This window comes from Paraburkholderia kururiensis (assembly GCF_034424375.1).
Taxonomy (GTDB): Bacteria; Pseudomonadota; Gammaproteobacteria; order Burkholderiales; family Burkholderiaceae; genus Paraburkholderia; species Paraburkholderia kururiensis_A.
Map to the genome: position 1 here is coordinate 2,913,184 of NZ_CP139965.1, position 22,162 is coordinate 2,935,345.

Below are 22,162 nucleotides of genomic sequence, written 5' to 3' on the forward strand. Positions count from 1 at the left end.
CGACCGGGCGCGCTGTTTGCGCAACGCGTGCTGGTTGCACACCACACCCCATGCGTACGACTGGCGCGCGCTTCCCGTATCATGGCCCGCACCCTTCGCGGTTCGGGCCGACATGCACCAGCGCGCACCAACACCCACCACCGCGCGGCAACCCACGCGCGCCGCGGGCCGCACGTCCGCACCTTCGCACGTTCAAAAGGCACTCCCATGCGCCAGGCCATTCATCATCTGCAGGTGCGAGCCCCCGCGCGCGGGCTCGTGGAATTCACGCAACACGTGCGCGCGTTCGTGGAAGAGACCGCGATCGACACGGGGCTCCTCACCGTGTTTTGCCGCCACACGTCGGCGTCGTTGCTGATTCAGGAAAACGCGGACCCTTCGGTGCGGCGCGATATGGAGCGCTACTTCGCCACGCTCGCGCCCGAAGACGCCTCACGCTACGAGCACGACACCGAAGGCCCCGACGACATGCCCGCGCACCTGCGCACCGCGCTCACGCAGGTGCAGCTTTCCATTCCGGTCGAGCATGGCGAACCCGTGCTCGGCACGTGGCAGGGGCTCTATCTGTTCGAGCACCGGCGTCACCCGCAGTCGCGCGAGATTGTGCTGCATCTCATAGGCGAGTGAGCCGGTCGCCGGGTACAAACGCAGGCGCAGGCACACGCACAAGCGCAGCCCTACTCCGCCACGAGCCCGTGCTTGATCGCGTAGCGGATCAGCTCCGCGTTGTTGGTCAGGTTGAGCTTCTGCATGAGCCGCATCTTGTGCGTGCTGATGGTCTTCGCGCTCAGGGCGAACGCGTCGGCGATGTCATTGATGCTGCGCCCCGAGGCCAACATCTGCAGCACCTGGAACTCGCGGTCCGAGAGCACTTCGTGCGGCGGCGCGTCGCCCGCGTGCGCCTCGAACACGATGGCGTCCACGAGCTTGGGGTCGATGAAGCGGCCGCCCGCCGCGAGCTTGCGGATCGCGGCGAGCAGGATTTCCGGGTCGCTGTCTTTGGTCACGTAGCCCGTGGCGCCCGCGCGCAATGCCCGCGACACCACCTGCGCTTCGTTGTGGATGCTCAGCACGAGAATGGGCAGCGCAGGCTGCTCGGTGCGCACGCGGCGGATCAGCCCCACGCCGCTGATGCCCGGCATGGTCATGTCGAGCAGCAGCAAATCGACCTGGCAGGTGCGCAGCTTCTCCACCACTTCGGCGCCGTTCGCTGCTTCGCCGGCCACGACGATGTCGGTGGTGGTGGCGACGATCTGCTTGAGCCCGCCGCGGACGATCGCGTGGTCGTCCGCTATCAGGATATGGATCATGGTGTTGTTGTTCCGCTTTCCGCCGGGATGATCATCGAAACCACGGTGCCCGTGCCCGGCGCGCTGTCGATGCGCAGCGCCGCGCCGATCAGCCTCGCCCGTTCCTGCATGCCGAGCAGGCCATAAGAATACCCCTTGCCCGCGGCGTCGGTGTCGAAGCCGCAGCCGTCGTCGCCGATCCGTAGCGCGAAGCCCTCGGGCGTGCTGTCGAGCGTCACGTCCACGCGCGAGGCCCGCGCGTGGCGCGCGACGTTGGTGAGCGACGCCTGGGCGATGCGAAACACCGCCGTGGCCGACGCATCGGGCAGCGTGGGCTCGCCGCCGCGCGCGCGGAACTGGCACACGATGCCGGTGCGCCGCGCGAAGTCTTCGGCAAGCCATTCGAGCGCGGACACGATGCCGAAGTTGAGCGCCGCGGGCCGCAAATGGTTCGAGACGTTGCGCACCATCCAGAGCGTTTTTTCCGCGAGCTCGCGCATGTCGTCGGCCTTGCGCCGCGCCTCGCAGTCTGTGCCGAGACGCATGCGCAGCAGCGCCACATCCATTTTCAGCGCGGTCAGAAGCTGCCCCAGTTCGTCGTGGATTTCGAGCGCGATGCGTCGCCGCTCTTCCTCGCGCACGGCTTCCATGTACCCGCCCAGCTCGCGCAGTTGCTCGCGCGACGCCAGCAGTTCCTGCTCGATCAGCTTGCGTTCGGTCACGTCCTGGAGCGTGCCGATCAATCGCAACACGCCGCCCGGCGGCGTGGGCGCGGCCTCGGCCTGCAGGCGCACCATACGGACGGCGGGCACGCCGCCGTCTTTGCCCGTCACGCGGTGATCGATGCCGTACGCAGGCGCGCCCGCCAGCAGCTCGCGCACCGCCTGCCGCACGGCGGGCCGGTCGTCGGGATGCACGGCGCGCAGATAGGTGCGGTAGCTCGGCGCGACGGCGCGCGAGCGGCCGAGAATGCGCCACGTTTCGTCCGACCAGTGCACCATGCCGCGCGCCGCGTCCCAGGCCCAGTCGCCCAGACGCGCGATGCGCTGGGCGTTCGCCAGGCTCGCCTCGCTCGCGCGCAGCGCCTCTTCGGCTTGCTTGCGCGCCGTGACGTCGCTCAGGCCCACGTAGATGGCGGGCGCGTCGTCGTAGGTGCCCACGCGCGCGGTGGCGATGGCCCAGAACGTCGTGCCGTCGGCGCGGCGCAACTGGACTTCGGCGCTGACGAAGCTGCCCTCGCGGCGCAGATGCGCGATGAGCGCGTCGCGCTGCACGGGGTCCACGCAGAAGTCGACGATGCTGGCGTCCCGCGCGGCGGCGGTATCGGTAACGTCAGCGCCGAAGAACAGTGCGCGCAGGGGCTGGTTGGTGTAGAGAATGCGCCCCTCGGGCATCGACGCGATGCACAGCGGCACCGGGCTCGCCTCCGCGATGGTGCGAAAGCGCGCCTCGCTCGCGAGGCGCTTCGCGTCGGCGCGGCGCCGTTCCTCGATCTGCGCGGTGAGCCGCGCGTTCGCGCGCGCAAGCTCTTCGGTGCGCAGCGCCACGCGCTCCTCCAGGGCTTCGCGGATGCGGCCCAGCGCCGCCTCCGTGCGTGCGCGCACGGCCGCTTCGTCAGCGAGTTCGCGGTGCTGCGCGACAAGCTGGCGCTGCATGCCGCGCAAGGCGAGCTGCGTGTGGATGCGCGCCGCCACTTCGGGCAGGCGCAGCGGCTTCGTCACGTAGTCCGCGCCGCCCGCGGCGAAGCCTTCGGTGAGGTCGGTGGCGTCGGTCATCGCGGTCATGAAGACGACGGCGATGTCGCGCGTGCAGGCGTGCGCCTTGAGCCGGCGGCAGGTCTCGAAGCCGTCGATGCCGGGCATCTCCACGTCGAGCAGGATCACGTCGGGCTGGGCGTACTTTGCGCGCTCGATCGCCTCGATGCCGTCGAGCGCCGTCAGCACGCGAAAGCCCCTGTCGGCAAGGCTTTCCATGACGACGGCGAGACCGGCCGGCGTGTCGTCGACGATCAGGATGGAGGGCGGCCCCGCAGCGTCGGAATCGAAGTGGCTCGTCATGGTGGCTGGCTTTGGCTCCCACGTTGCCTTTGGCGGCGCCTTGCTGCGCTTTGCACGGCCGGCCATGGTGCGCGAGGCCGCGAGACTGCGAGACCTCGACGCGGCGCGTTGCCGCCGGGCGCGGCCTCGCCCGCTAGCGGCCCGCCTTCTGCTCCGCAACGGACCCTTCGACGAGCGCCTCGTCGAGGTAACAGATCAGCGTGGCGAGCGTCGCAGCGGCCGAGGGGGCGAGCGAGTCGGGATGCGAGCCCTGCAATTCGCGCAACGTGTCGCGCATGCGACGAATGGCTCGCGCGCTACCGTCCGCGAGGGGCCAGCAGTGCAGCAGATAAGTGAGCGGCGCGACGCTGCGCGTTTCGCACCACGTGTCGAAGAGACACATGCAAGCGCGCTCGATGCGCTGGTACAGCGCCTCGCGCTCGGACAACAGGCTGGACATGATAAAAAACCGCTCCCCGCAGATGGCGATACCAGGCGTGGCATGGTCGTGTTGCGCCTGTCGTTCCCAGTCGACATGGTAGGAGCCCGAGGGCCCGCTTTCCGTCGGGAAGGCCGGAATCGGAGCGGGATAGGTGCTGAATCGCCTGTCAGGAAATCCTGAGGGCGCACGTGGTGCCGACCGGGCGTGCCGGCGGGCCAGCGGGTCGCGCGCGCCTGCTACTGCGCGATCGTCCGTTTCCAGCGCGCGTCCCACTCGGCGCGATGGGCGTTGATGGCGTCCCAGTCCACCACGGTCACCTTGCGCACCAGGTCGCTCAGGTCGCCCATGCTCTTGCGCATGGCGGGCGTGGTCGCGGCGTCGCGGTTGGTGGGAATCTGCCGGCCCGCCGCGGCCGCCTTCGTTTGCGCCGCGGCCGAAAGCAGGTATTGCGCGAGCTTCTGGGCGAGGTCGGGATCGGGGTTGTCCTTCACCACGCACAGGTCCACGAGCAGCAGCACGGCGCCCTCTTTCGGATTCGCGTAGGCGACGGGCACGCCCTTGTCCTCCAGGTCGCCCGCGGCCGTGGGCGTGAGCGGAAAGAGGCCGGCCTCGCCGCGCTCGATCATCGGCGCAAGCTTCGCCGAATCCGGAATGTATGCGACCACGTTCGGCCCCACCGTGCTCGCCCACTTCGTGAAGGCGGGCTCGACGTTCCGGTCGCTGCCGCCCAGCAGCCGGTTGATGGCGAGAAAGCCGTGCAGTCCGAACGTGCTCGTGGCCGCCGACTGGAACACCACCTTGCCCCGGTATTTGGGATTGGCGAAGTCCATCCACGAACCGGGCGGCGCCCAGCCCTTCTCGGCGAAGAGCTTCGTGTTGTAGCCGATGCCCGTCATGCCGAGCTGCACGCCCGCGCCGATGTCGTCCTTCATGCGCGCGAACGGATACAGTTCGCGCAGCACGGGCGAGTCGTCGAGCTTCTGGCATACGCCGCTCTTCACCGCGCGCGCCATCACGCCGTCGTCGAGAAAGGCCACGTGCATAGGCGGATGCGCGCGGTCGGCCAGGAGCCTCGCGAGCGTTTCCGACGACGTGCCGGGCACCACCGTCACCTTCACGTTGTGGGCCTTCTCGAAGTCGGGCAGCACCTGGCTCGTGTACGCCTTTTCCATCGAACCGCCGTTCATGCCGAGGTAGAGGGTCTTCGTCTGCGCCGGGGTCTGCGCGCAGGCCGGCTCCGGCGCCATGAACCAGAAAGCCGACGCGGCGACGAACGTGGCCGCCGTCGTCGCGAGACGCGCAAAGGCAAGCCGCGGCGCAGGCGCGAAGACGGGCGCGGCGGCCCTCGCCGCGAAGGTGCTGCACAGCTTCATCGTGGGTCTCCTCGCTGGACTTCGACAATAGCGGTGGTGCGGCCAATGGTACTGGAGGTGCGCGACGCGAGGTCGCGTGAAACAGCATCGCATCGCGCAGCGCGGCGTGCGCGGCCGGCCCCGCGCTACTCCACGCCTCGCGCGATGCGCGAATCAGATCGCTTCGGGCGGCCGCGGCGCGTCGGTGTCGGCGTCCACGCAGCACACGAGCACTTCGGCGTCGCCTTCGCCCGTGCTCAGGTAGACGTGGCCCACGGCGCTGTCGAAATAAAGGCTGTCGCCGGGCGTGAGCGCGTATGCGGTGCCGTTCTCGAAGCGCAGTTCGAGCGCGCCTTGCAGCAGGAACACGAATTCCTCGCCGCCGTGGCGGATGTAGTCGGGGAAGTCCGCAAGCGAGCGCGCGCGCACGTGGGCGCGCATGGGCACCATGCGCTTGCCGGTGAGGTCGGCGGCGAGCATGCCGTACTCGTAGTTCGGCGTGTCGTAGATCATCTGCTTGCCCGAGGCCGTAAACGCCGGCGTCATCGGCGTCTGACGGGTGCGGGCCGGGTCGGACGAAGCGCGCCCGAAGAGCGCGCCGAAGTCGAGCTGCAAGGCATGCGCGAGCGCGGCGAACTTGTCGTAGGTAAGCGCGATGTCGCCGCGCTCGGCCTTGGAGATGGTCGACACCGCAATGCCCGACTGCTCCGAAAGCTGCACGAGCGTGAGCCCCCGCGCCTTGCGCGCCTCGCGCAGCCGTGCGCCGACGGCCTTGTGATCGGTCTGGCCGGCGCCGGGCTGCGAAGCGGGGGCCGCCTGGGTCGCGGCCTTGGGCACCGCTTTGGGGGCCGCTTTTGGCATCGCTTTTGGCATCGCTTTTGGCATAACAACCGGCGCAGAACGGGTGGCAGAACGGACAGCGGATTTGGCCATGTGAAAAGCTGAGCGTGAGGTAACGATCGTCGTCGCAGCCTGTTGCTCGCCTGGCCGCGGGTTTTGTCGTATACGAGAATTATTTTTTTCTCGTATAGGATAACCGCATCCAAGGGCCACGCTGAAGGAGCCGCCGCTGTGTCCACTCTCGCATTGCAAAAGGCGGGCCTCTCGAAGGCCCAGGTCATCGCCGCGACGACGCTCGGCACGGCGCTCGAGTACTACGACTTCACGATCTACAGCTTCTTCGCCATCCAGATCGGTCAGTTGTTCTTCCCGGCCGCGTCGCCCGTGAACCAGTTCCTGCTCTCCATCGGCGTGTTCGGCGTGGGCTTCGTGGTGCGGCCGCTGGGCGGCATCGTGATTGGCGGCTATGCCGACCGCGTGGGCCGCAAGAAGGCGATGGTGCTCACCATCATGCTGATGGCCGTGAGCTGTGCGCTGATCGCCACCGCGCCGACCTACGCCGTGGCCGGCCTCGCCGCGCCCTTCATCGTGCTGGGCGCGCGTCTGCTGCAGGGCTTCGCCGCGGGCGGCGAGTTCGGCCCCGGCACGACGCTGCTCATCGAGCACGCGTCCGACACGACGCGCGCATTCTTCGCAAGCTGGAATTTCGCGGCCATCGCGCTCGGCATTGCACTGGGCGCCGTGGTGGCGACCCTCGTTAACGCGGCTCTGCCGAAAGACGCCCTGCTCGCCTGGGGCTGGCGCATTCCGTTCCTGCTCGGCATCGTGGCGGCGCCCGTGGGCATGCTGATCCGTCAGCGGCTCGAGGAAACGCTGGGCGACCACACGGCACCTCACGCCTGCGCGACATGCGACGCGGCGCCTTCGTCGAACACCGGGCGTTACGCCGCGCTGAAAGCCGCGCTCACCACGCACCTCAAGCTCACCGTGCTCGGCACGTTTGCGGAGCTGGGCGGCTCGGTGTCCGTCTACATCACCGCCTTCTTCCTGCCGAACTACGCGGTGCGCACGCTGCATCTGCCGCAGACAGCCGCGGTCGTATCAGGCATCGTGAGTTCGCTTGTGCTGTTCGCGGCCGCGCCGCTCGCGGGCAAACTCGCGGACCGCTACAGCCGCAAGCGCGTGCTGGTGGTCTCGCGCGTCATTTTGCTGGTGACGGTTTATCCTGCGTTTGCGTGGCTCTCGGCCGAGCCGTCGACGCTCCGGCTCTGCGCCGTCTCCGCGTTTCTCGCGGTGTTCGTCGCCGGGCACATCGTGCCGGTGCTCGTGATGATCCCCGAGCTGTTTCCGAAGCCCGTGCGCGCCACGGGCATCGCGCTCACCTACGTGGTGAGCGCGTCGTTCTTCGGCGGCTTCTCTCCGTTCATCGCGAGCTGGCTCGTGGCGCTGACGGGCAACGTGCTGGCGCCCGCGTGGTATGTCGCCGCGGCCTGCGCCGTGTCGCTCGTGCCGGTGATCTGGCTGCGCGACCGCACGGGCGAGACGCTGGCATAGCGCGTCGATGTAGCGCCGGCCGGGCTTCTTCGAGCGTGTTCAAGCCTCTTCACCTTCATCCGACTCCGGAACCGTACTCATGTCCGCAACCGTGTCTGCTCATTCGTCCGAACGCCCGTCCGAACGCCCATCCGATCGCAACGCGCTGGTCGCACGCAGTGCCGTCGAACTGCGCCGTCTGATCGGCGCAAAAGAAATCTCGCCTGTCGAACTGCTCGAGGCCTGCATCGAGCGCATCGAAGCAATCAACCCGGCCGTCAACGCGATCACCGCCACGGATTATGAGACGGCCCGCGCCGCGGCCAGGGAAGCCGAGCGCAAGGTGCTGGCGGGCGAACCGCTCGGTCTGCTGCACGGCCTGCCGCTCGGCGTGAAAGACCTCGAAGACACGGCCGGGCTGCTCACCACCTACGGCTCGCCGATGTCGCGGGCCAACGTGCCCTCGCACGACGTCGTGCTGGTAGAGCGCCTGCGCGCCGCGGGCGCCATCGTCGTGGCGAAGACCAACGTGCCCGAACTGGGCGCGGGCGCGAACACGCGCAACCCGGTGTGGGGCGCCACGGGCAATCCGTTCAATACCGAACTCAACGCGGGCGGATCGTCGGGCGGGTCCGCCGCCGCGCTCGCCTGCGACATGCTGCCCGTCTGCACGGGCTCGGACACGGGCGGCTCGCTGCGCATTCCCGCGGCCAAATGCGGCGTGGTGGGCTTTCGTCCGTCGCCGGGGCTCGTGCCGAATTCGCGCCGGCTGCTGGGCTGGACGCCGATTTCGGTGGTCGGTCCGATGGGCCGCACGGTGGCCGAAACCGCGCTGCAACTGGCAGCCACGGCGGGGCTTTCGGCAAGCGACCCGCTCAGCTACGACACCGATCCGCTCAACTTCGCCACGCCGCCCGCGCTCGATCTCTCCACGCTGCGCGTGGGCTTCACCGAAGACTTCGGCTGCTGCGACGTCGACGACGACATCCGCGCCGTGTTCCGCTCGCGCATGGCCGCGCTCGCGTCCATGGTCCATACCTGCGAGCCCGTGCCGTTCGATCTGGGCGACGCGCACCGCGCCTTCGACGTGATTCGCGCGGAAAGCTTCGTGGCGGGTCTGCGCGACGCGTATGCACGCGACCCCGGCGCGCTCGGCCCCAACACGCGCGCGAACTACGAGATGGGCGCCGCGATGACGCTCGCCGACAGCGCCTGGGCGCAAGCCGAGCAGACGCGCGTGTTCCGCCGCTTCCAGGCCGCGTTCGCGCGCTACGACGTGATCGTCTCGCCCACCACGCCGGTCTCGCCGTTCCCGTGGCGCGAACTCTACGCGGCGCAGATCAACGGCCGCGCGCAGGAAAACTACTACCGCTGGCTCGCGCTCACCTACGTGGTCACGCTCACCACGCACCCCGCGCTCTCGCTGCCGTGCGGCGTGGACCACGCGGGCATGCCGTTCGGCCTGCAGATCGTCGGGCCCTTCCACGGCGACCTCAAGACGCTCGCCGTCGCGCAGGCGCTGGAGCATGCGTTCGACGCGGTGCCCGCGCTGCGTCGTCCGCGGCCCGACCTCTCGAAGCTCACGCAGCCGAACCCGTCGCTCAAGTCCATCGTGACGGCTCCGCCCGTGTTCGACGCGCCGGCTCGCGCGCACGGCGGGATCTCCGTGGCGTAAGCTGCGGTGTCGCTTCACGCTCGCAACACACAACGAAAAAAGGAATCGCTGCAATGAAGTTCGATGCCGTCGTACTCGGCGCAGGCATGGTGGGCGTTTCCGTGGCGCTGCATCTGCAACAGCGCGGACTCGCGGTCGCGCTCGTGGATCGCCGCGCGCCCGGCTACGAAACCTCGTTCGGCAACGCAGGGCTCATTCAACGCGAGGGCGTCTATCCGTATGCCTTCCCGCGCGGCTTCGGCACGCTGCTGCGCTATGCGCTGAACCGCTCCACCGACGTGCGTTACCACCCGTCCGCGCTGCCGCGCCTGCTGCCGTTCCTGTACCGCTACTGGTACAACTCGCGGCCCGACCGTCACGCGGCCATCGCGCGCGCGTATTCCACGCTGATCGAGCATTGCATCAGCGAGCATCGCGCGCTGATCGAGGCATCGGGCGCGCAAGCGCTGCTGCGCACGGGCGGCTGGGTCAAGGTGTTTCGCACGGCGCAGAAGTTCGAAGCGGAACAGCGCCAGGCGCGCCGCTGGAACGCGGAGTACGGCGTGCAGTTCGACGTGCTCGACGCCGCGCGTCTGCAACACGACGAGCCCTGGCTCGGCCACAGTCTCATCGGCGGCCTGCGCTATACGGACTCGGACTCGGTGAGCGACCCGAACGCGCTCGTCACGGCCTACGCGCGCCACTTCGAGCAGTTGGGCGGCCGCATCCTGACGGGCGATGCCGCGACGCTCGAACCGCAATGGCGCGTGACCACCGACGCCGGCGTGATCGAGGCGCGTTCCGCGGTGGTGGCAATGGGACCGTGGTCCGATCTCGTGACGACCCGGCTCGGCTACCGTCTGCCGCTCGCGGTGAAGCGCGGCTATCACATGCACTACGCCGCGCAGAACGGCGCGCGTCTGAACCAGCCCGTGCTGGATGCCGAAATCGGCTACCTCATCACGCCGATGGCGCGCGGCATCCGCCTCACCACCGGCGCCGAACTGGCATTGCGCGACGCGCCGCCCACGCCGGCCCAGCTCGACGCGGTGGAGCCCATCGCGCGCAAGGTGTTTCCGCTCGGCGAACGGCTGGATGCCACGCCGTGGCTGGGCCGTCGCCCCTGCACGCCGGACATGATGCCCGTGATCGGCCCCGCGCCGCGCCATGCCGGCCTGTGGTTCGCGTTCGGACATGCGCATCACGGCCTCACGCTGGGCCCCGTCACGGGACGGCTGATTGCCGAGATGGTGACGGGCGCACAGCCGGTGGTCGATCCGACGCCGTTCCGGGCCGACCGGTTTTGATTGCTGACCGCGGGCTCGCCTGAGCCTGCCGGTCTGAATCGCTTTCTCTTCCCCCTCATCGCGTCCGCGTCGTTGCCACACTGCGCGCCCACGGTTGCCGACCGTGGGCGCGCTTCGTGCTGAACGCCTGTACGTGCAGCACGTGATGCACGTGGCGCATGTGGAGCCCACGCGCCACGCCACCGGCTTCGTTTGCGCGCATCGCTTCGACCGCTTTCGACGCACCTGTGAGGACCCTCATGCCACCCTGGCTGGCTCAGGCGGCAGCGGTATGGCTGCCGCTTTCCGTGCTCGCCGCGCTCTACGTGGCCGCGGACGTCGCCTTGCCGCGGCACCGCCCGCCCATGCGCGTGATGGCATTCGTCTGGCCGTTGACGGTGCTCTATTGGGGCCCCGTGGGGCTGATCTTCTATTTCTGGTTCGGCCGCGCGAACCGTGCCTCTTCGCACGAGACGCACAAGACGCACGACGCCCACACTGAACACCGCGGCCAGCACGAGACTGCCTCGCCTCCATCAGTCCCGTCGCGTCCCATGTGGCAAGCGGTATTCGAAGGCGCGGCACACTGCGGCGCGGGCTGCGCGCTCGGGGACTTCATCGGCGACTGGCTTGCCTACGGCACCGACTTCCGCCCGTGGGGCTCGGTGTTCGCGGGCAAGGTGGTGGTGGGCTTCGTGCTGGCCTACGCGCTCGGCATCGTGTTCCAGTTCTTCGCGATTGCGCCCATGCGCGGCCTCGGCGTGCGCGAGGGACTCGTGCAGGCCATCAAGGCCGACACGCTTTCGCTCGTCGCCTACGAAGTGGGCATGTTCGTCGTGATGTGGTTCACGTCCCACGCCTTTACCGGCCTCACGCCGAAAACGCTCGCGTACTGGCTGCCGATGCAGTGGGCCATGCTCGCGGGCTTCGCCACCACGTATCCCGTCAACGTGTGGCTGATCGCGCGCGGCATCAAGGAACGCATGTAAGGCGCGAGTCCACGCACCTCGTTGGTTGCGTCGTGGCGCGCCTGCTCCGCGGCAGATGCCTGGTAAAGGCAGAGGCCCGGTAAAAATTCCAGGCGCTACAACGGCGCCTCGTTCGATACCGTCTCGGCTCTCCGCTGTCTGCCGCATGCCGCCTTCGTCGCTTACGCGCTGCAAGGAACGGATGTTGCGCGCGCCTCGTTTGCGGCGGTCATCACGACCGTCCGCGCACGCAAGTGCCCGCATGGGCCCGCATGTGCCGCATGTGCATCAACCGCGCTGTCAGGCGCAGCAGACGAACCCACAGGCGACGAACGAAATGAACGACGCGCCCTCATCACGCGCCTCACGCGAATCACGCGAACCGCGAACGGAGCCCACCGGCAAGACCGACCTCACCGACGGATACGAGCGCCGCTTCGGCCCGCGCATTACCGCCCTGCGCGCCGCGGCCTACACCATTCCTGCCGAGAGCCCCGAGTCCGACGGCACGTTCAGCTGGAACGCCACCACACTCGTGGTCGCGCAGATCGATGCGGGCGGCGAAACGGGACTCGGCTACACGTATTCCGATGCCTGCGTGGCGAGCCTGATGCGCGACACGCTCGCGCCCGTGCTGATGCACGCGGACCCCGGCGACACCGGCGCGCTATGGCTGCGCATGCAGCAGCGCGTGCGCAACCTGGGCCGCGCAGGACTCGCGGCCACGGCCATATCGGCGCTGGACTGCGCGCTCTGGGACCTCAAGGCGAAGCTGTTGCATGCGCCGCTCGCGCAGGTGCTCGGCATGGCTCGCGACGCGGTGCCCCTCTACGGCAGCGGCGGCTTCACGAACTACACGGACGCGCATCTCGCGGAGCAACTGGGCCGCTGGGTCGCGCACGACGGCTGCCGCGCCGTGAAGATGAAAGTGGGCAGCGACCCGGCGCGCGACCCCGAGCGCGTGAAGCACGCGCGCGCGGCGATCGATTCAAGCGCCGAACTCTTCGTCGACGCCAACGGCGCGCTTTCCGTACAGCAGGCGTTGCGTGCAGCAGAACAGTTCGCACCCTACGGCGTGACGTGGTTCGAAGAGCCCGTGAGTTCGGACGACGCCGCGGGGCTGCACGCCGTGCGTCGGCGTGCGCCCGCGGGCATGGACGTCGCCGCGGGCGAATACAGCTACACCGCCGACGATTCGCGCCGCCTGCTCGAAGCGCGGGCCGTCGACGTGCTGCAGGCCGACGTGAGCCGCTGCGGCGGCGTGACGGGCTTCATGCAGGCCGCGCGCCTCGCCGACGCGTGGCACGTGCCGCTCTCCGCGCATTGCGCGCCGGCCCTGCATCTGCACGTGGCCGCCGCGGTGCCGGGCCTGCGCCACCAGGAATGGTTTCACGACCACGTGCGGATCGAATCCATGCTGTTCGACGGCGCGCCCACGCCGCGCGACGGCGCCATCGCACCGGACCTGTCGCGGCCCGGCTGCGGGCTCGCCTTCCGCTACGCGGACGCGCAGCCGTTCGCGGTGGGATGAACCGTCGCTCGACGGCAAGGAAAACAACGGGATGAAGTTGCGATGAACGATCGAGATCACTCTTTTCTGTCGTGGTTCGGTGTAGCCGGCGCGGTCGGTCTTGCCGCGTGTGCGCTGGTACGCGGCGCCCACCGCGACGACGACGCGACCGATGACGGAAGATCTCCCACCGCTCGGTCTAGCGCCCGAGGCTCAGTCCGCCCAACAGCCCGCCACACGTCGCCCAGCGCCGTACCCACCAGGCGCGACAGCGACGGCACGCTCGTGCACGAGCACATCCATGCCGCACGCACGTTCAATCGCGGATCGGCCCTGCTCGCGTGGGCCGCGTTGACCGATAGCGGCATCGAACACTATCGCGGGTCGTTCGAGAATCGCGCCATGTATGCGCCGCTCGTAGCCGGCGCGCTCGCGCTTGCCGCCGGCGCGCACGGCGGCACGGACCGCACGCCGGGCCTGCACGGTCTGCGCCACGCGGCGTATCGACTCGCGGCAACGGTGGGCGTGGTGGGCACGGGGTTCCATCTCTACAACGTGACGAAGCGGCCGGGGCAACTGAGCTGGCACAACCTCTTCTACGGCGCGCCGCTCGGGGCGCCCATGGCGTTGCTGCTGTCCGGCGTGCTGGGCGCCGTGGGCGAACGGCTGCGCGACGAGCCCGCCGAAGACCCGCAGCTCTTCGGCATGCCCGCGGGCAAGGCGCTCGCGCTGGTCTCGGCCGTGGGCCTCGCGGGCACGCTGGGCGAAGTCGCGCTGCTGCACTTTCGCGGCTCGTTCCAGCATCGCGCCATGTATGCGCCCATCGTCGTGGCGCCCGTCAGTGCGGCGCTGCTCGCGCGTGCCGCGCTCAGCGCGCCGCGCGAACGCTGGTGGACGCGGCTGTGGCTGCGTGTGACGACGGCGCTCGGCGTGATCGGCGTGGGCTTCCACGCGCGCGGCATCGCACGCTATCAAGGCGGCTGGCGCGCATGGACGCAGAACGTGCTCAACGGTCCGCCGCTGCCCGCGCCGCCCTCGTTCACCGCCCTCGCGCTCGCGGGGCTCGCGGCATTGCGTTTGAGGAGCACGGAAAAATGAAGCATGCGTTGTCGAAAGCGCCGTCGGGAAAAGATCGATCGTCGTCTCCCGTCGAGCGGCACACGCCCCGCTACCCGGGCTACGACGTCATGCGCAAACGCGACAGCGTGTCGTGGGACGACGCGACACGCGCCGTGATCGACCATCGGCTTGCGCAGCGCAACGTCGCGCGTTTTTGCAACGCGCTGGAATGGCAGACGTTGCAGGCCTTGTGCGCAGCGATCATTCCGCAGGCCGCGGGCACGTCGGCGAACAGCGACGGGGAGCGGGACGAAGAGCGGAATGAAGCACACGACCCAAACCGCGAACCCGCCGTGCCCCTCGCCGCCTACATCGATGCCAAGCTCGCCGACGACGTGCGCGACGGCTTTCGCGACGCGCGTCTGCCGCCGCTGCGCGAAGCGTGGCGAACCGGTCTCGCCGCGCTCGACGCCGCGAGCCGCGCGCGTCATGGCGTGCCGTTCGCGCAGTTGCGCACCGCATCGCGCGACGACCTGATTCGCGACATGCAGCGCGGCGCACTGCACGGCCCCGAATGGCGCGGCATGCCGAGCGCCCTCTTCTTCACCGAGCGCGTGCTGCACGACCTCGCTTCGGCGTACTACGGACATCCGCAATCGTGGAACGAGATCGGCTTCGGCGGCCCCGCGAATCCGCGCGGCTACGTGCGCATGCAGGCCAATCGCCGCGACCCGTGGGAACCCGCCGAGGCACACGACACCACGCCCGCGGGCCTCGCGCGCGTGACACGGGAGAACCGCCGTGTCCGATGACGTGCGCAACGATTCGCTGCTCGACGCCATGCACCATCCGCGTGGCAGGCACGGCCGCGCGCCCGACGTCTTCACGCCGGGCGGCTGGGTGCCCATGCGCGAGTACCGCCAGGACGAGCCCGTGGACTTCGCGATTATCGGCACCGGCGCGGGCGGCGGCACGCTGGCCTGTCGGCTCGCCGAGCACGGCTTCAAGGTGGTGGCGCTCGACGCCGGCGCCTGGTGGCGTCCGCTCGAAGAGTTCGCCTCCGACGAAACGCATCAGTCCAAGCTCTACTGGACCGACGAGCGCCTCTGCGACGGCGACCATCCGTTGAAGCTCGGCAGCAACAACAGCGGCAAGGCCGTGGGCGGCAGCACCGTGCATTTCGCGATGGTGTCGCTGCGTTTTCGTCCCGAGTGGTTCAAGTCGCGCAGCCTGCTCGGCTATGGCGCGGACTGGCCCATCGACTGGCGCGAGATGTGGCGCTACTACGGCGAAGTGGAAGACGCGCTGAAAATTTCGGGGCCCGTGAACTACCCGTGGGGCCCGCCGCGACCGCGCTATCCGTATCGCGCGCACGAACTGAACGCCTCGGCGCTCGTGCTCGCGCGCGGCTGCGAAGCGCTCGGCATTCCGTGGACGCCCACGCCGCTCGCCACCGTCTCCGCACCGCGCGGCGCGGCGCATCCGTGCGTCTATCGCGGCTTCTGCGTAACGGGCTGCGCGACCAACGCGAAGCAAAGCGCGCTCGTCACATGGATACCGCGCGCGCTGCGCGCCGGTGCCGAGATTCGCGACCTCGCGATGGCCGGCCGCATCTCCGTGAACGACCAGGGCCGCGTAGACGGCGTCGAATACTTCCGCGAAGGCCGCTGGCAATTCCAGCGTGCGCGCCACGTCGTGGTGGCGGGCTACGCGATCGAAACGCCGCGCCTGTTGCTGATGTCGGCCACGCCGCGCTTTCCGGACGGCCTCGCGAACAGCTCGGGCCTCGTCGGCAAGAACCTGATGGTGCAGTCGAACCAGGCCGTGTGGGGGCTCATGGACGAAGAGATCCGCTGGTACAAGGGTCCGCCCTCGCTCGCGATGACCGAGCACTGGAACTATACGGACGAAGGCAAGGACTTCTTCGGCGGCTATTGCTACATGAGCCAGGGGCCGCTGCCGAAGGCATGGGCCGCGGTGCAGACGGGACGCGGCCTCTGGGGCGACGCGCTCGCGGCCGAGATGGAGCGGTACAACCATCAGGCAGGCCTGAAGATCGTGGGCGAAACGCTGCCGCAGGAATGCAACCGCGTGACGCTCGCAGACGAGAAAGACCAGTACGGCCTGCCGATTGCGCGCGTCACGCATTCGTACTGCGAAAACGACCTGAAGCTCGTCGAGCATTCGCTGGACTTCATGCAGCGTGCGCTCGAAGCGGCAGGCGGGCGCAACGTCTGGAAGCAGCACGACGACACGTGCCACCTCAACGGCACCGCGCGCATGGGCGACGACCCGCGCACGAGCGTCGTGAACGCGGACTGCCGCAGCTGGGACATTCCGAACCTCTGGATCTGCGACGGCTCCGTGTTCCCCACGGTGGGCGGCGTGAACCCGTCGCTCACCATCCAGGCCATTGCCTGCCGCACGGCGGACCGCATCGCGACGCTGCGCGCGCGCGGCGAACTCTGATCACATGCACAACGGAGACAAGGCCATGCCGTTCCTTTCATGCACACCGAAAATCGTGGTGGTCACGGGCGCGAGCGCGGGCGTGGGGCGCGCCGCTGCGCTGCATTTCGCGCAGCGCGGCGCGAACGTGGCGCTCATCGCACGCGATGCCGAGGCGCTCGAAACCGTCGCGGAAGGCATCCGCCTGCTGGGCGCACACGCGTTGCCCATCGCGCTCGACATGAGCGACGCAAACGCCGTGCACGCGGCGGCAGAGCGCGTGGAACGCGAGCTGGGGCCTATCGACGTGTGGGTGAACAACGCGATGGTCACGGTGTTCGCGCCCGTCACGGAGATCGAACCCGCGGAGTTCGCGCGCGTCACCGACGTGACCTACCACGGCTACGTGTGGGGCACGATGGCCGCGCTCAGGCACATGCGGCGGCGCAATCGCGGCACCATCGTGCAGGTGGGCTCGGCGCTCGCGTATCGCGCCATTCCGCTGCAATCCGCGTATTGCGGCGCGAAATTCGCGATACGCGGCTTCACCGACGCGCTGCGCTGCGAGCTGCTGCACGAGAAAAGCCGTGTGCACGTGACGATGGTGCAGATGCCCGCGCTCAACACGCCGCAATTCGACTGGGCGCTCTGCCGCCTGCCGGGCGAGCCGCGGCCCGTTGCGCCGGTCTACGAACCGGAAGTGGCCGCGCGCGCCATCTTCTGGGCCGCCACCCACAAGCGGCGCGAACTCGACGTGGGCTTCTCGTCCGTGAAGGCGATTTTCGCGAACCGCCTTGCGCCCGCGTGGCTCGACCGCTATCTCGCGCACCATGCGTGGCGCGGCCAGCAGCGCAAGACGCCCGCGGACCCCGGGCGCGCCGCGGACCTCTGGGAACCGGTGCCCGACAAGCATCGCCTGCGCGGTTCGTTCGGCGACGAAGCGCGTGCCGGCAGCGCGTCGCTCTGGCTCGATACGCACCGGCGCACCACGTTCGCCGCGGCCACGCTCGCGCTCGCGGCGCTGTTCGCGTGGCGCAGGCATCGCGGCGACGTCTAGGCAGATTCGCGAGCCCGGGGCAACGGCCTGACGTGGCACTCTCCTTGCGGTATCGGCTCATGGGATCGGCCTCATACCGGTCCCACGCTGAAATGAGGAGGAATCAGGATGGCTAACGAATCACGTGAAGCACGAGGGCACATCAGAAACGAAGCTCGACGCTCCCTGCCGCAATTCGACCGCCCGTTCCGGGTGTTCGCCCACGACGGCCGGGTGCTCGCGCAAAACGCGGCGGGAAAACTGATCGACATCGGCGCGCTGGATCGCGCGGCCAGCGCGGCATACACCGTGCGCCTCGACGTGGACGGCATCGAAACCGGCCCGCATCCCGACGAGGAAGCGGCGTTGCGCGCGCTCGTACCGCTCTTGAGCTTCGATTATCTCGATGCGCTTTTTACGAGCGAAGCCGATGCGCGCTTCGACGGTCTGCTGGACGACCTGCCGCACGTCGTCTTCACGCTGCCCGAGACGATGCCGCGCGAGATGGCCGACGGCAGGCCGCGCCAGCTGTTTTGAGCCGACCGTGTGGGAATGCGGCGCCTCATCTCGCGCGTTGCGCCGCGTCCGATGCCACGCTTACCAGCACCTTGAGCGGCGCGGGCTGCCGGTTCAGCGCGGCCACCACGTTGCTCAGGCGTTCGGGCGTGGCGTCGGCGAGGTCGATGATGAGGCTTTCCGCGCCGCGCTGCGCGTCCACGATGGCCTTGCAGCCGCTCACCTGCACCTCATAGCGTTGCAGCGTTTTCCATACGGCGATCACGCTGAGCTTGCCGCGGTCGGCACTGACGATCAAACGTTGCGCGTTCATGGCGTGACCTCCATCGAGCATCCGAAGGGTCCTGCAAGGGCCGGCAATGCCGAAGCCGGAAACGTCTGAAGAGTGTAGGCGAGGTACGTGCGCCGTCAACCTCGCATTCCTCGTGCCTCGCGCCACGGTACTCACGCCGCGCGAAACGGCCTATGCGGTGAAACCCCATAGACGGGGCGCGCGTGCGTTTGCGTCGCGGCGTCGCGGCAGTGCAGCAGCGTTTTCGGCGCCTGCTGCAACAACGGGCGGCAACGGGCTGCAACGGATACGCCGCAACACAGCTGACGAGACCCGCAGGAATGCCACGTGCTGAGGGTCTTTCGAACCCTCCTTCGGCACGCCCACAATGGAAGACGACACCCTCTGCACGCTGCTGTTCGACGGCCGGCCCGTCAGCGGACCGCGCAACACGCCGCTCATCGATTTCCTCGCCGCGCAGGGCATTACGCTGCCGCACGTCTGCTATCACCCGTCGCTCGGCGCCATCCAGACCTGCGACGTGTGCTGGGTCGAGGTGAACGGCAAGCTCGTGCGCGGCTGCACGCTGCGCAGCGCGGAAGGCCTCGTCGTCACCTCGGCGGGCGCAACGGCACGCGAGGCCCAGCACGAAGGGCTGGACCGCCTGCTCGCGAAGCACGAACTCTACTGCTCCGTGTGCGAGCACAACACGGGCGACTGCACGCTGCACAACACGGTGGCGGACCTGAACCCGCCCATCCAGCGTTACGCGTTCCAGCGCAAGCCCTACGACAAGGACCAGACGAACCCGTTCTACACCTACGACCCCGACCAGTGCATTCTGTGCGGGCGCTGCGTGGAGGCGTGCCAGAACGTCGAGGTGAACGAAACGTTGAGCATCGACTTTTCGATGGAGCACCCGCGCGTGCTGTGGGACGGCGGCAAAGCCATCGGCGAATCGAGTTGCGTGAGCTGCGGCCACTGCGTGACGGTATGCCCGTGCAATGCGCTGCTCGAACGCACGATGCAGCCCGATGCCGGTCCGTTCACGTCGATGCCGCAGTCGATCAAGCGCCCGCTCATCGACATCGTGAAGACGCTCGAAAACACCATCGGCGCGCCGCCCGTCACCGCGCTGTCGAGCATGGACGTGCATTGGCGCCAGCCCGAAATCAAGCGCACGAAAACGGTCTGCACCTATTGCGGCGTGGGCTGTTCGTTCGAGATGTGGACGCGCGACCGGCAACTGCTCAAGGTGCAGCCCGTGGCCGAGGCGCCCGCGAACGGCATTTCGACCTGCATCAAGGGCCGCTTCGCATGGGACTTCATCAACGATCCGCAGCGGCTCACCACGCCGCTCGTGCGCGAGAACGGCCGCTTTCGCGAGGCAAGCTGGGACGAAGCGCTCGGCGTGGTCGCGCAGCGGCTGCTGCAGATTCGCGCGGAACATGGGCCCGACGCCATCGGCTTCATCGGATCGAGCAAGGCGAGCAACGAAGAGGCGTATCTCACGCAGAAAATCGCGCGGCTCATCATCGGCACGAACAGCGTGGACAACTCGTCGCGCTACTGCCAGAACCCCGCCACCATGGGGCTCTTTCGCACGGTGGGCTACGGCGGCGACGCGGGCACCATCAAGGACATCGAGTCTGCCGAACTGGTCGTGATCGTGGGCAGCAACACGGCGGAGAATCATCCGGTCATCGCGTCGCGCATCAAGGCTGCGAAGAAGCATCATGGGCAGAAGCTGATCGTGGTGGACACGCGGCGCAACGAGATGGCGGAGCGTGCGGACCTGCATCTGCGGCCCAAAGCCGGCACGGACCTCGTATGGGCCTCGGCGCTCTCGCGCTACATGTTCGACCACGGCCTCGCCGACCTCGACTTCCTGAAGGCGCGCGTGAATCGCGTGGACGAATACCGCGCGTCGCTCGAACCATTCACGCTCGAATTCGCTGCCGAGGTCACGGGCTTGCCGCGCGAAGAACTCGTGCAGGCCGCCGAGATGATCGGCCGCGCGCGCAGCGTGTGCCTGCTCTGGGCCATGGGCATCACGCAGCATTCGCACGGCGCCGATACGAGCACGGCGCTCTCGAACCTGCTGCTCGTCACGGGCAACTACGGCCGGCCCGGCACGGGCGGCTACCCCATGCGCGGCCACAACAACGTGCAGGGCGCGAGCGACTTCGGCTGCCTCAAGAACGTCTACCCCGGCTACGAGAAAGTGACCGACCCGCAGGTACGCGAACGCTGGGCGAAGGCCTGGGGCGTGGCACCGGAGCAGCTGTCGGACAAGGTGGGCGAAGACAACTTCATGATGGTCGAAGAGGCCGCGCAGCATAAGCTCAAGGCCATGTACGTGATCGGCGAAGAGACGGCGTTTTCCGATGCCGATTCGAGCAACGTGCACAAGGCCTTCACGGACCTCGAATTCCTCGTCGTGCAGGACATCTTCCTCTCGCGCACCGCCGAATTCGCGGACGTGGTGCTGCCGGGCTGCCCGAGCGTCGAGAAAGACGGCACCTTCGTGAACACGGAGCGGCGCATCCAGCGCTTCTACGAAGTCATGCCGCCCTTGGGCAACAGTCGCCCCGACTGGCGCATCCTGACCGACCTCGCCGCGCGCATGGGCCACGACTGGGGCTACACGCACCCGTCACAGATCATGGACGAAGTGGCCGGCATCGCGAAGCTGTTCAAGGGCGTGAGCTACGCGCGGCTGGAGGGTTTCGGCTCGCTGCTGTGGCCCATGAACGAGGACGGCAGCGACACGCCGCTGCTCTACACCGAGCGCTTTCACACGAGCGACGGCAAGGCCACGCTGTACCCGCTCAAATGGCAGCCGCCCGCGGAAGCGCCCGATGCCGAATACGACCTGATCGCCGACAACGGCCGCATGCTCGAACAGTTCCAGTCGAACAACCAGACCGGACGCGGCGAGCGCGTCATTGCGGAAGCGCCGCAGTGGTTCGTCGAAGTGAGCCGCGAGCTGGCGGCCGAACGCGGCATCGAAAGCGGCGCGTGGGTGAAGCTGACTTCGCGACGCGGGTCGGCGGAGTTGCAGGCGCTCGTCACCGACCGCGTGACCGGCCACACGCTCTTCGTGCCGATCCACCAGGGCAAGCCGGGCATGAACGGCATGACGGGGGAGCATCACGACCCCGACGTGAACACGCCCGCTTACAAGGAAGTGGCCGTGAAGCTCGAACTGCTGCCGAAGGAAAAAGGCCGCACGCCGCTGCCGCCCGAAAACTATCGCAACGCCACGCGCACGCCGAACGACGGTGTGGACGCCACGCGCAAATGGTCGCGCAGCGACTACGTGGAACCGCCGGCGCGCGCACCGCACCCGGAGCGCTTCTGATGGCCGAACGCATTCACCATGAAGTCACGCCGCCGAAGATCGGCCCCGACGCCCATGAAGAACTCGCGCGTCTGTTGCAGAGCCTGCACGAGCACGGCGTGCTGCGCTTCGCCAACGACGTGGTGTGCGCGAAGACGCCGCTCGCCGAAGTGCTCGTAGGCGGGTTGCAGAAAGAAGGCACGCTCAACGCGCTGCAAAACCTTTCGATTCTCTTGATGGCGCTTTCGCGCATTCCGCCCGCGCGCTTCTACAAGATCGCGTTCGCGCTGCAAGGCGCACTGGACCGCGCGGGCAGCTGGCGCCCCGAAGAAGCGGACAGTCACGCGGCGCCTGGCGTAACGGGCGCCTATCGCATGCTGCACGACGACGCGCTGTGGGAAGCGCTGCTGCCGCTCATCGAAGGGTTGAAGGCCTTTGCGCAAGGGCTGGACCAGGACGTCGAGAAGCCCATCTCGGCCTTTACGGGCAAGCCGAGCAACGCCTGAACGCGGCCGCGGCGCAGCCCCGCCGGGTTTGTCCCTACGCCTCTCCTCGCAGTCCACGGGAACTGTGCGGTAC

Annotated in this window: 19 protein-coding genes; 13 read left to right on the forward strand and 6 right to left on the reverse strand. The window is 68.4% G+C overall.

Annotated features, from left to right (window positions below; translation table 11 throughout):
- Nucleotides 1–207 precede the first annotated feature (207 nt).
- A complete protein-coding gene (locus tag U0042_RS12940; RefSeq protein WP_114811113.1) occupies nt 208–627 on the forward strand; it encodes a secondary thiamine-phosphate synthase enzyme YjbQ in 420 nt (139 codons plus the stop codon).
- A 50-nt stretch (nt 628–677) separates the two neighbouring features.
- On the opposite strand, the gene U0042_RS12945 is transcribed toward U0042_RS12940, so the two are convergent.
- The 5 genes from U0042_RS12945 to U0042_RS12965 form a co-directional block, all read right to left on the reverse strand.
- Nucleotides 678–1,310 (reverse strand): response regulator, encoded by a 633-nt coding sequence (locus U0042_RS12945; RefSeq protein ID WP_114811114.1) that lies wholly within the window; start codon nt 1,308–1,310, stop codon nt 678–680.
- Nucleotides 1,307–3,346 (reverse strand): response regulator, encoded by a 2,040-nt coding sequence (locus U0042_RS12950; RefSeq protein ID WP_114811115.1) that lies wholly within the window; start codon nt 3,344–3,346, stop codon nt 1,307–1,309. The genes U0042_RS12945 and U0042_RS12950 overlap by 4 nt, the downstream gene beginning before the upstream one ends.
- 133 nt (nt 3,347–3,479) lie before the next feature.
- Entirely contained in the window at nt 3,480–3,785 is a 306-nt protein-coding gene (locus U0042_RS12955; protein WP_114811116.1) for a hypothetical protein, read from the reverse strand.
- 218 nt (nt 3,786–4,003) lie between these two features.
- Nucleotides 4,004–5,014, reverse strand: coding sequence for an ABC transporter substrate-binding protein (locus U0042_RS12960; protein ID WP_114811195.1), 1,011 nt, complete (start codon nt 5,012–5,014; stop codon nt 4,004–4,006).
- 279 nt (nt 5,015–5,293) lie between these two features.
- Nucleotides 5,294–5,980 (reverse strand): helix-turn-helix domain-containing protein, encoded by a 687-nt coding sequence (locus tag U0042_RS12965; protein WP_114811117.1) that lies wholly within the window; start codon nt 5,978–5,980, stop codon nt 5,294–5,296.
- A 210-nt stretch (nt 5,981–6,190) separates the two neighbouring features.
- Between U0042_RS12965 and U0042_RS12970 the strand changes: the two genes are divergently transcribed.
- The 10 genes from U0042_RS12970 to U0042_RS13015 all read left to right on the forward strand — a co-directional run bounded on the left by U0042_RS12970 (nt 6,191) and on the right by U0042_RS13015 (nt 17,990).
- Nucleotides 6,191–7,513, forward strand: a complete 1,323-nt coding sequence (locus tag U0042_RS12970; RefSeq protein ID WP_114811118.1) for an MFS transporter — start codon at nt 6,191–6,193, stop codon at nt 7,511–7,513.
- A 79-nt stretch (nt 7,514–7,592) separates the two neighbouring features.
- Nucleotides 7,593–9,167 (forward strand): amidase, encoded by a 1,575-nt coding sequence (locus tag U0042_RS12975; protein WP_114811119.1) that lies wholly within the window; start codon nt 7,593–7,595, stop codon nt 9,165–9,167.
- A 53-nt stretch (nt 9,168–9,220) separates the two neighbouring features.
- Nucleotides 9,221–10,453, forward strand: a complete 1,233-nt coding sequence (locus tag U0042_RS12980) for an NAD(P)/FAD-dependent oxidoreductase (RefSeq protein WP_114811120.1) — start codon at nt 9,221–9,223, stop codon at nt 10,451–10,453.
- 239 nt (nt 10,454–10,692) lie between these two features.
- Nucleotides 10,693–11,421, forward strand: coding sequence for a DUF4396 domain-containing protein (locus U0042_RS12985; RefSeq protein WP_114811121.1), 729 nt, complete (start codon nt 10,693–10,695; stop codon nt 11,419–11,421).
- Nucleotides 11,422–11,737: 316 nt separating this feature from the next.
- Nucleotides 11,738–12,931, forward strand: coding sequence for an enolase C-terminal domain-like protein (locus U0042_RS12990; protein WP_232833381.1), 1,194 nt, complete (start codon nt 11,738–11,740; stop codon nt 12,929–12,931).
- Between the two features lie 42 nt (nt 12,932–12,973).
- Nucleotides 12,974–14,008, forward strand: a complete 1,035-nt coding sequence (locus U0042_RS12995) for a hypothetical protein (protein ID WP_114811122.1) — start codon at nt 12,974–12,976, stop codon at nt 14,006–14,008.
- Between the two features lie 89 nt (nt 14,009–14,097).
- Nucleotides 14,098–14,781 (forward strand): gluconate 2-dehydrogenase subunit 3 family protein, encoded by a 684-nt coding sequence (locus U0042_RS13000; RefSeq protein ID WP_114811198.1) that lies wholly within the window; start codon nt 14,098–14,100, stop codon nt 14,779–14,781.
- A gap of 28 nt (nt 14,782–14,809) precedes the next feature.
- Complete coding sequence (locus U0042_RS13005) at nt 14,810–16,438, forward strand: GMC family oxidoreductase (RefSeq protein ID WP_114811197.1); 1,629 nt, start codon at nt 14,810–14,812, stop codon at nt 16,436–16,438.
- A gap of 25 nt (nt 16,439–16,463) precedes the next feature.
- The gene (locus U0042_RS13010; protein ID WP_114811199.1) at nt 16,464–17,474 is read left to right on the forward strand and encodes an SDR family oxidoreductase; all 1,011 of its coding nucleotides are present in this window, start codon (nt 16,464–16,466) and stop codon (nt 17,472–17,474) included.
- A gap of 108 nt (nt 17,475–17,582) precedes the next feature.
- Nucleotides 17,583–17,990: a hypothetical protein gene (locus U0042_RS13015; RefSeq protein ID WP_232833382.1), complete on the forward strand. Its 408-nt coding sequence runs from the start codon at nt 17,583–17,585 to the stop codon at nt 17,988–17,990.
- 25 nt (nt 17,991–18,015) lie between these two features.
- Here the strand turns inward: U0042_RS13015 and U0042_RS13020 are convergent, their stop codons facing one another.
- Nucleotides 18,016–18,282 (reverse strand): hypothetical protein, encoded by a 267-nt coding sequence (locus U0042_RS13020; protein ID WP_114811123.1) that lies wholly within the window; start codon nt 18,280–18,282, stop codon nt 18,016–18,018.
- 346 nt (nt 18,283–18,628) lie between these two features.
- Here U0042_RS13020 and fdhF point away from each other — a divergent pair, with 346 nt between their 5' ends.
- Both fdhF and U0042_RS13030 read left to right on the forward strand, forming a co-directional pair.
- Nucleotides 18,629–21,604, forward strand: a complete 2,976-nt coding sequence (fdhF, locus tag U0042_RS13025; RefSeq protein WP_114811124.1) for a formate dehydrogenase subunit alpha — start codon at nt 18,629–18,631, stop codon at nt 21,602–21,604.
- Nucleotides 21,604–22,089 carry a DUF1641 domain-containing protein gene (locus U0042_RS13030; RefSeq protein ID WP_114811125.1) on the forward strand — a complete coding sequence of 162 codons (486 nt, stop codon included), beginning with the start codon at nt 21,604–21,606 and terminating at the stop codon, nt 22,087–22,089. The genes fdhF and U0042_RS13030 overlap by 1 nt, the downstream gene beginning before the upstream one ends.
- Nucleotides 22,090–22,162 lie beyond the last annotated feature (73 nt).

Excerpts from the sequence above, each read along its gene's own strand:
- U0042_RS12940 (WP_114811113.1), top strand. The coding sequence starts at position 208 with ATGCGCCAGGCCATTCATCATCTGCAGGTGCGAGCCCCCGCGCGCGGG.
- U0042_RS12945 (WP_114811114.1), bottom strand. The coding sequence starts at position 1,310 with ATGATCCATATCCTGATAGCGGACGACCACGCGATCGTCCGCGGCGGG.
- U0042_RS12950 (WP_114811115.1), bottom strand. The coding sequence starts at position 3,346 with ATGACGAGCCACTTCGATTCCGACGCTGCGGGGCCGCCCTCCATCCTG.
- U0042_RS12955 (WP_114811116.1), bottom strand. The coding sequence starts at position 3,785 with ATGTCCAGCCTGTTGTCCGAGCGCGAGGCGCTGTACCAGCGCATCGAG.
- U0042_RS12960 (WP_114811195.1), bottom strand. The coding sequence starts at position 5,014 with ATGGCGCCGGAGCCGGCCTGCGCGCAGACCCCGGCGCAGACGAAGACC.
- U0042_RS12965 (WP_114811117.1), bottom strand. The coding sequence starts at position 5,980 with ATGCCAAAAGCGGCCCCCAAAGCGGTGCCCAAGGCCGCGACCCAGGCG.
- U0042_RS12975 (WP_114811119.1), top strand. The coding sequence starts at position 7,593 with ATGTCCGCAACCGTGTCTGCTCATTCGTCCGAACGCCCGTCCGAACGC.
- U0042_RS12980 (WP_114811120.1), top strand. The coding sequence starts at position 9,221 with ATGAAGTTCGATGCCGTCGTACTCGGCGCAGGCATGGTGGGCGTTTCC.
- U0042_RS12985 (WP_114811121.1), top strand. The coding sequence starts at position 10,693 with ATGCCACCCTGGCTGGCTCAGGCGGCAGCGGTATGGCTGCCGCTTTCC.
- U0042_RS12990 (WP_232833381.1), top strand. The coding sequence starts at position 11,738 with ATGAACGACGCGCCCTCATCACGCGCCTCACGCGAATCACGCGAACCG.
- U0042_RS12995 (WP_114811122.1), top strand. The coding sequence starts at position 12,974 with ATGAACGATCGAGATCACTCTTTTCTGTCGTGGTTCGGTGTAGCCGGC.
- U0042_RS13000 (WP_114811198.1), top strand. The coding sequence starts at position 14,098 with ATGCGCAAACGCGACAGCGTGTCGTGGGACGACGCGACACGCGCCGTG.
- U0042_RS13005 (WP_114811197.1), top strand. The coding sequence starts at position 14,810 with ATGCACCATCCGCGTGGCAGGCACGGCCGCGCGCCCGACGTCTTCACG.
- U0042_RS13010 (WP_114811199.1), top strand. The coding sequence starts at position 16,464 with ATGCCGTTCCTTTCATGCACACCGAAAATCGTGGTGGTCACGGGCGCG.
- U0042_RS13015 (WP_232833382.1), top strand. The coding sequence starts at position 17,583 with ATGGCTAACGAATCACGTGAAGCACGAGGGCACATCAGAAACGAAGCT.
- U0042_RS13020 (WP_114811123.1), bottom strand. The coding sequence starts at position 18,282 with ATGAACGCGCAACGTTTGATCGTCAGTGCCGACCGCGGCAAGCTCAGC.
- fdhF (WP_114811124.1), top strand. The coding sequence starts at position 18,629 with ATGGAAGACGACACCCTCTGCACGCTGCTGTTCGACGGCCGGCCCGTC.
- U0042_RS13030 (WP_114811125.1), top strand. The coding sequence starts at position 21,604 with ATGGCCGAACGCATTCACCATGAAGTCACGCCGCCGAAGATCGGCCCC.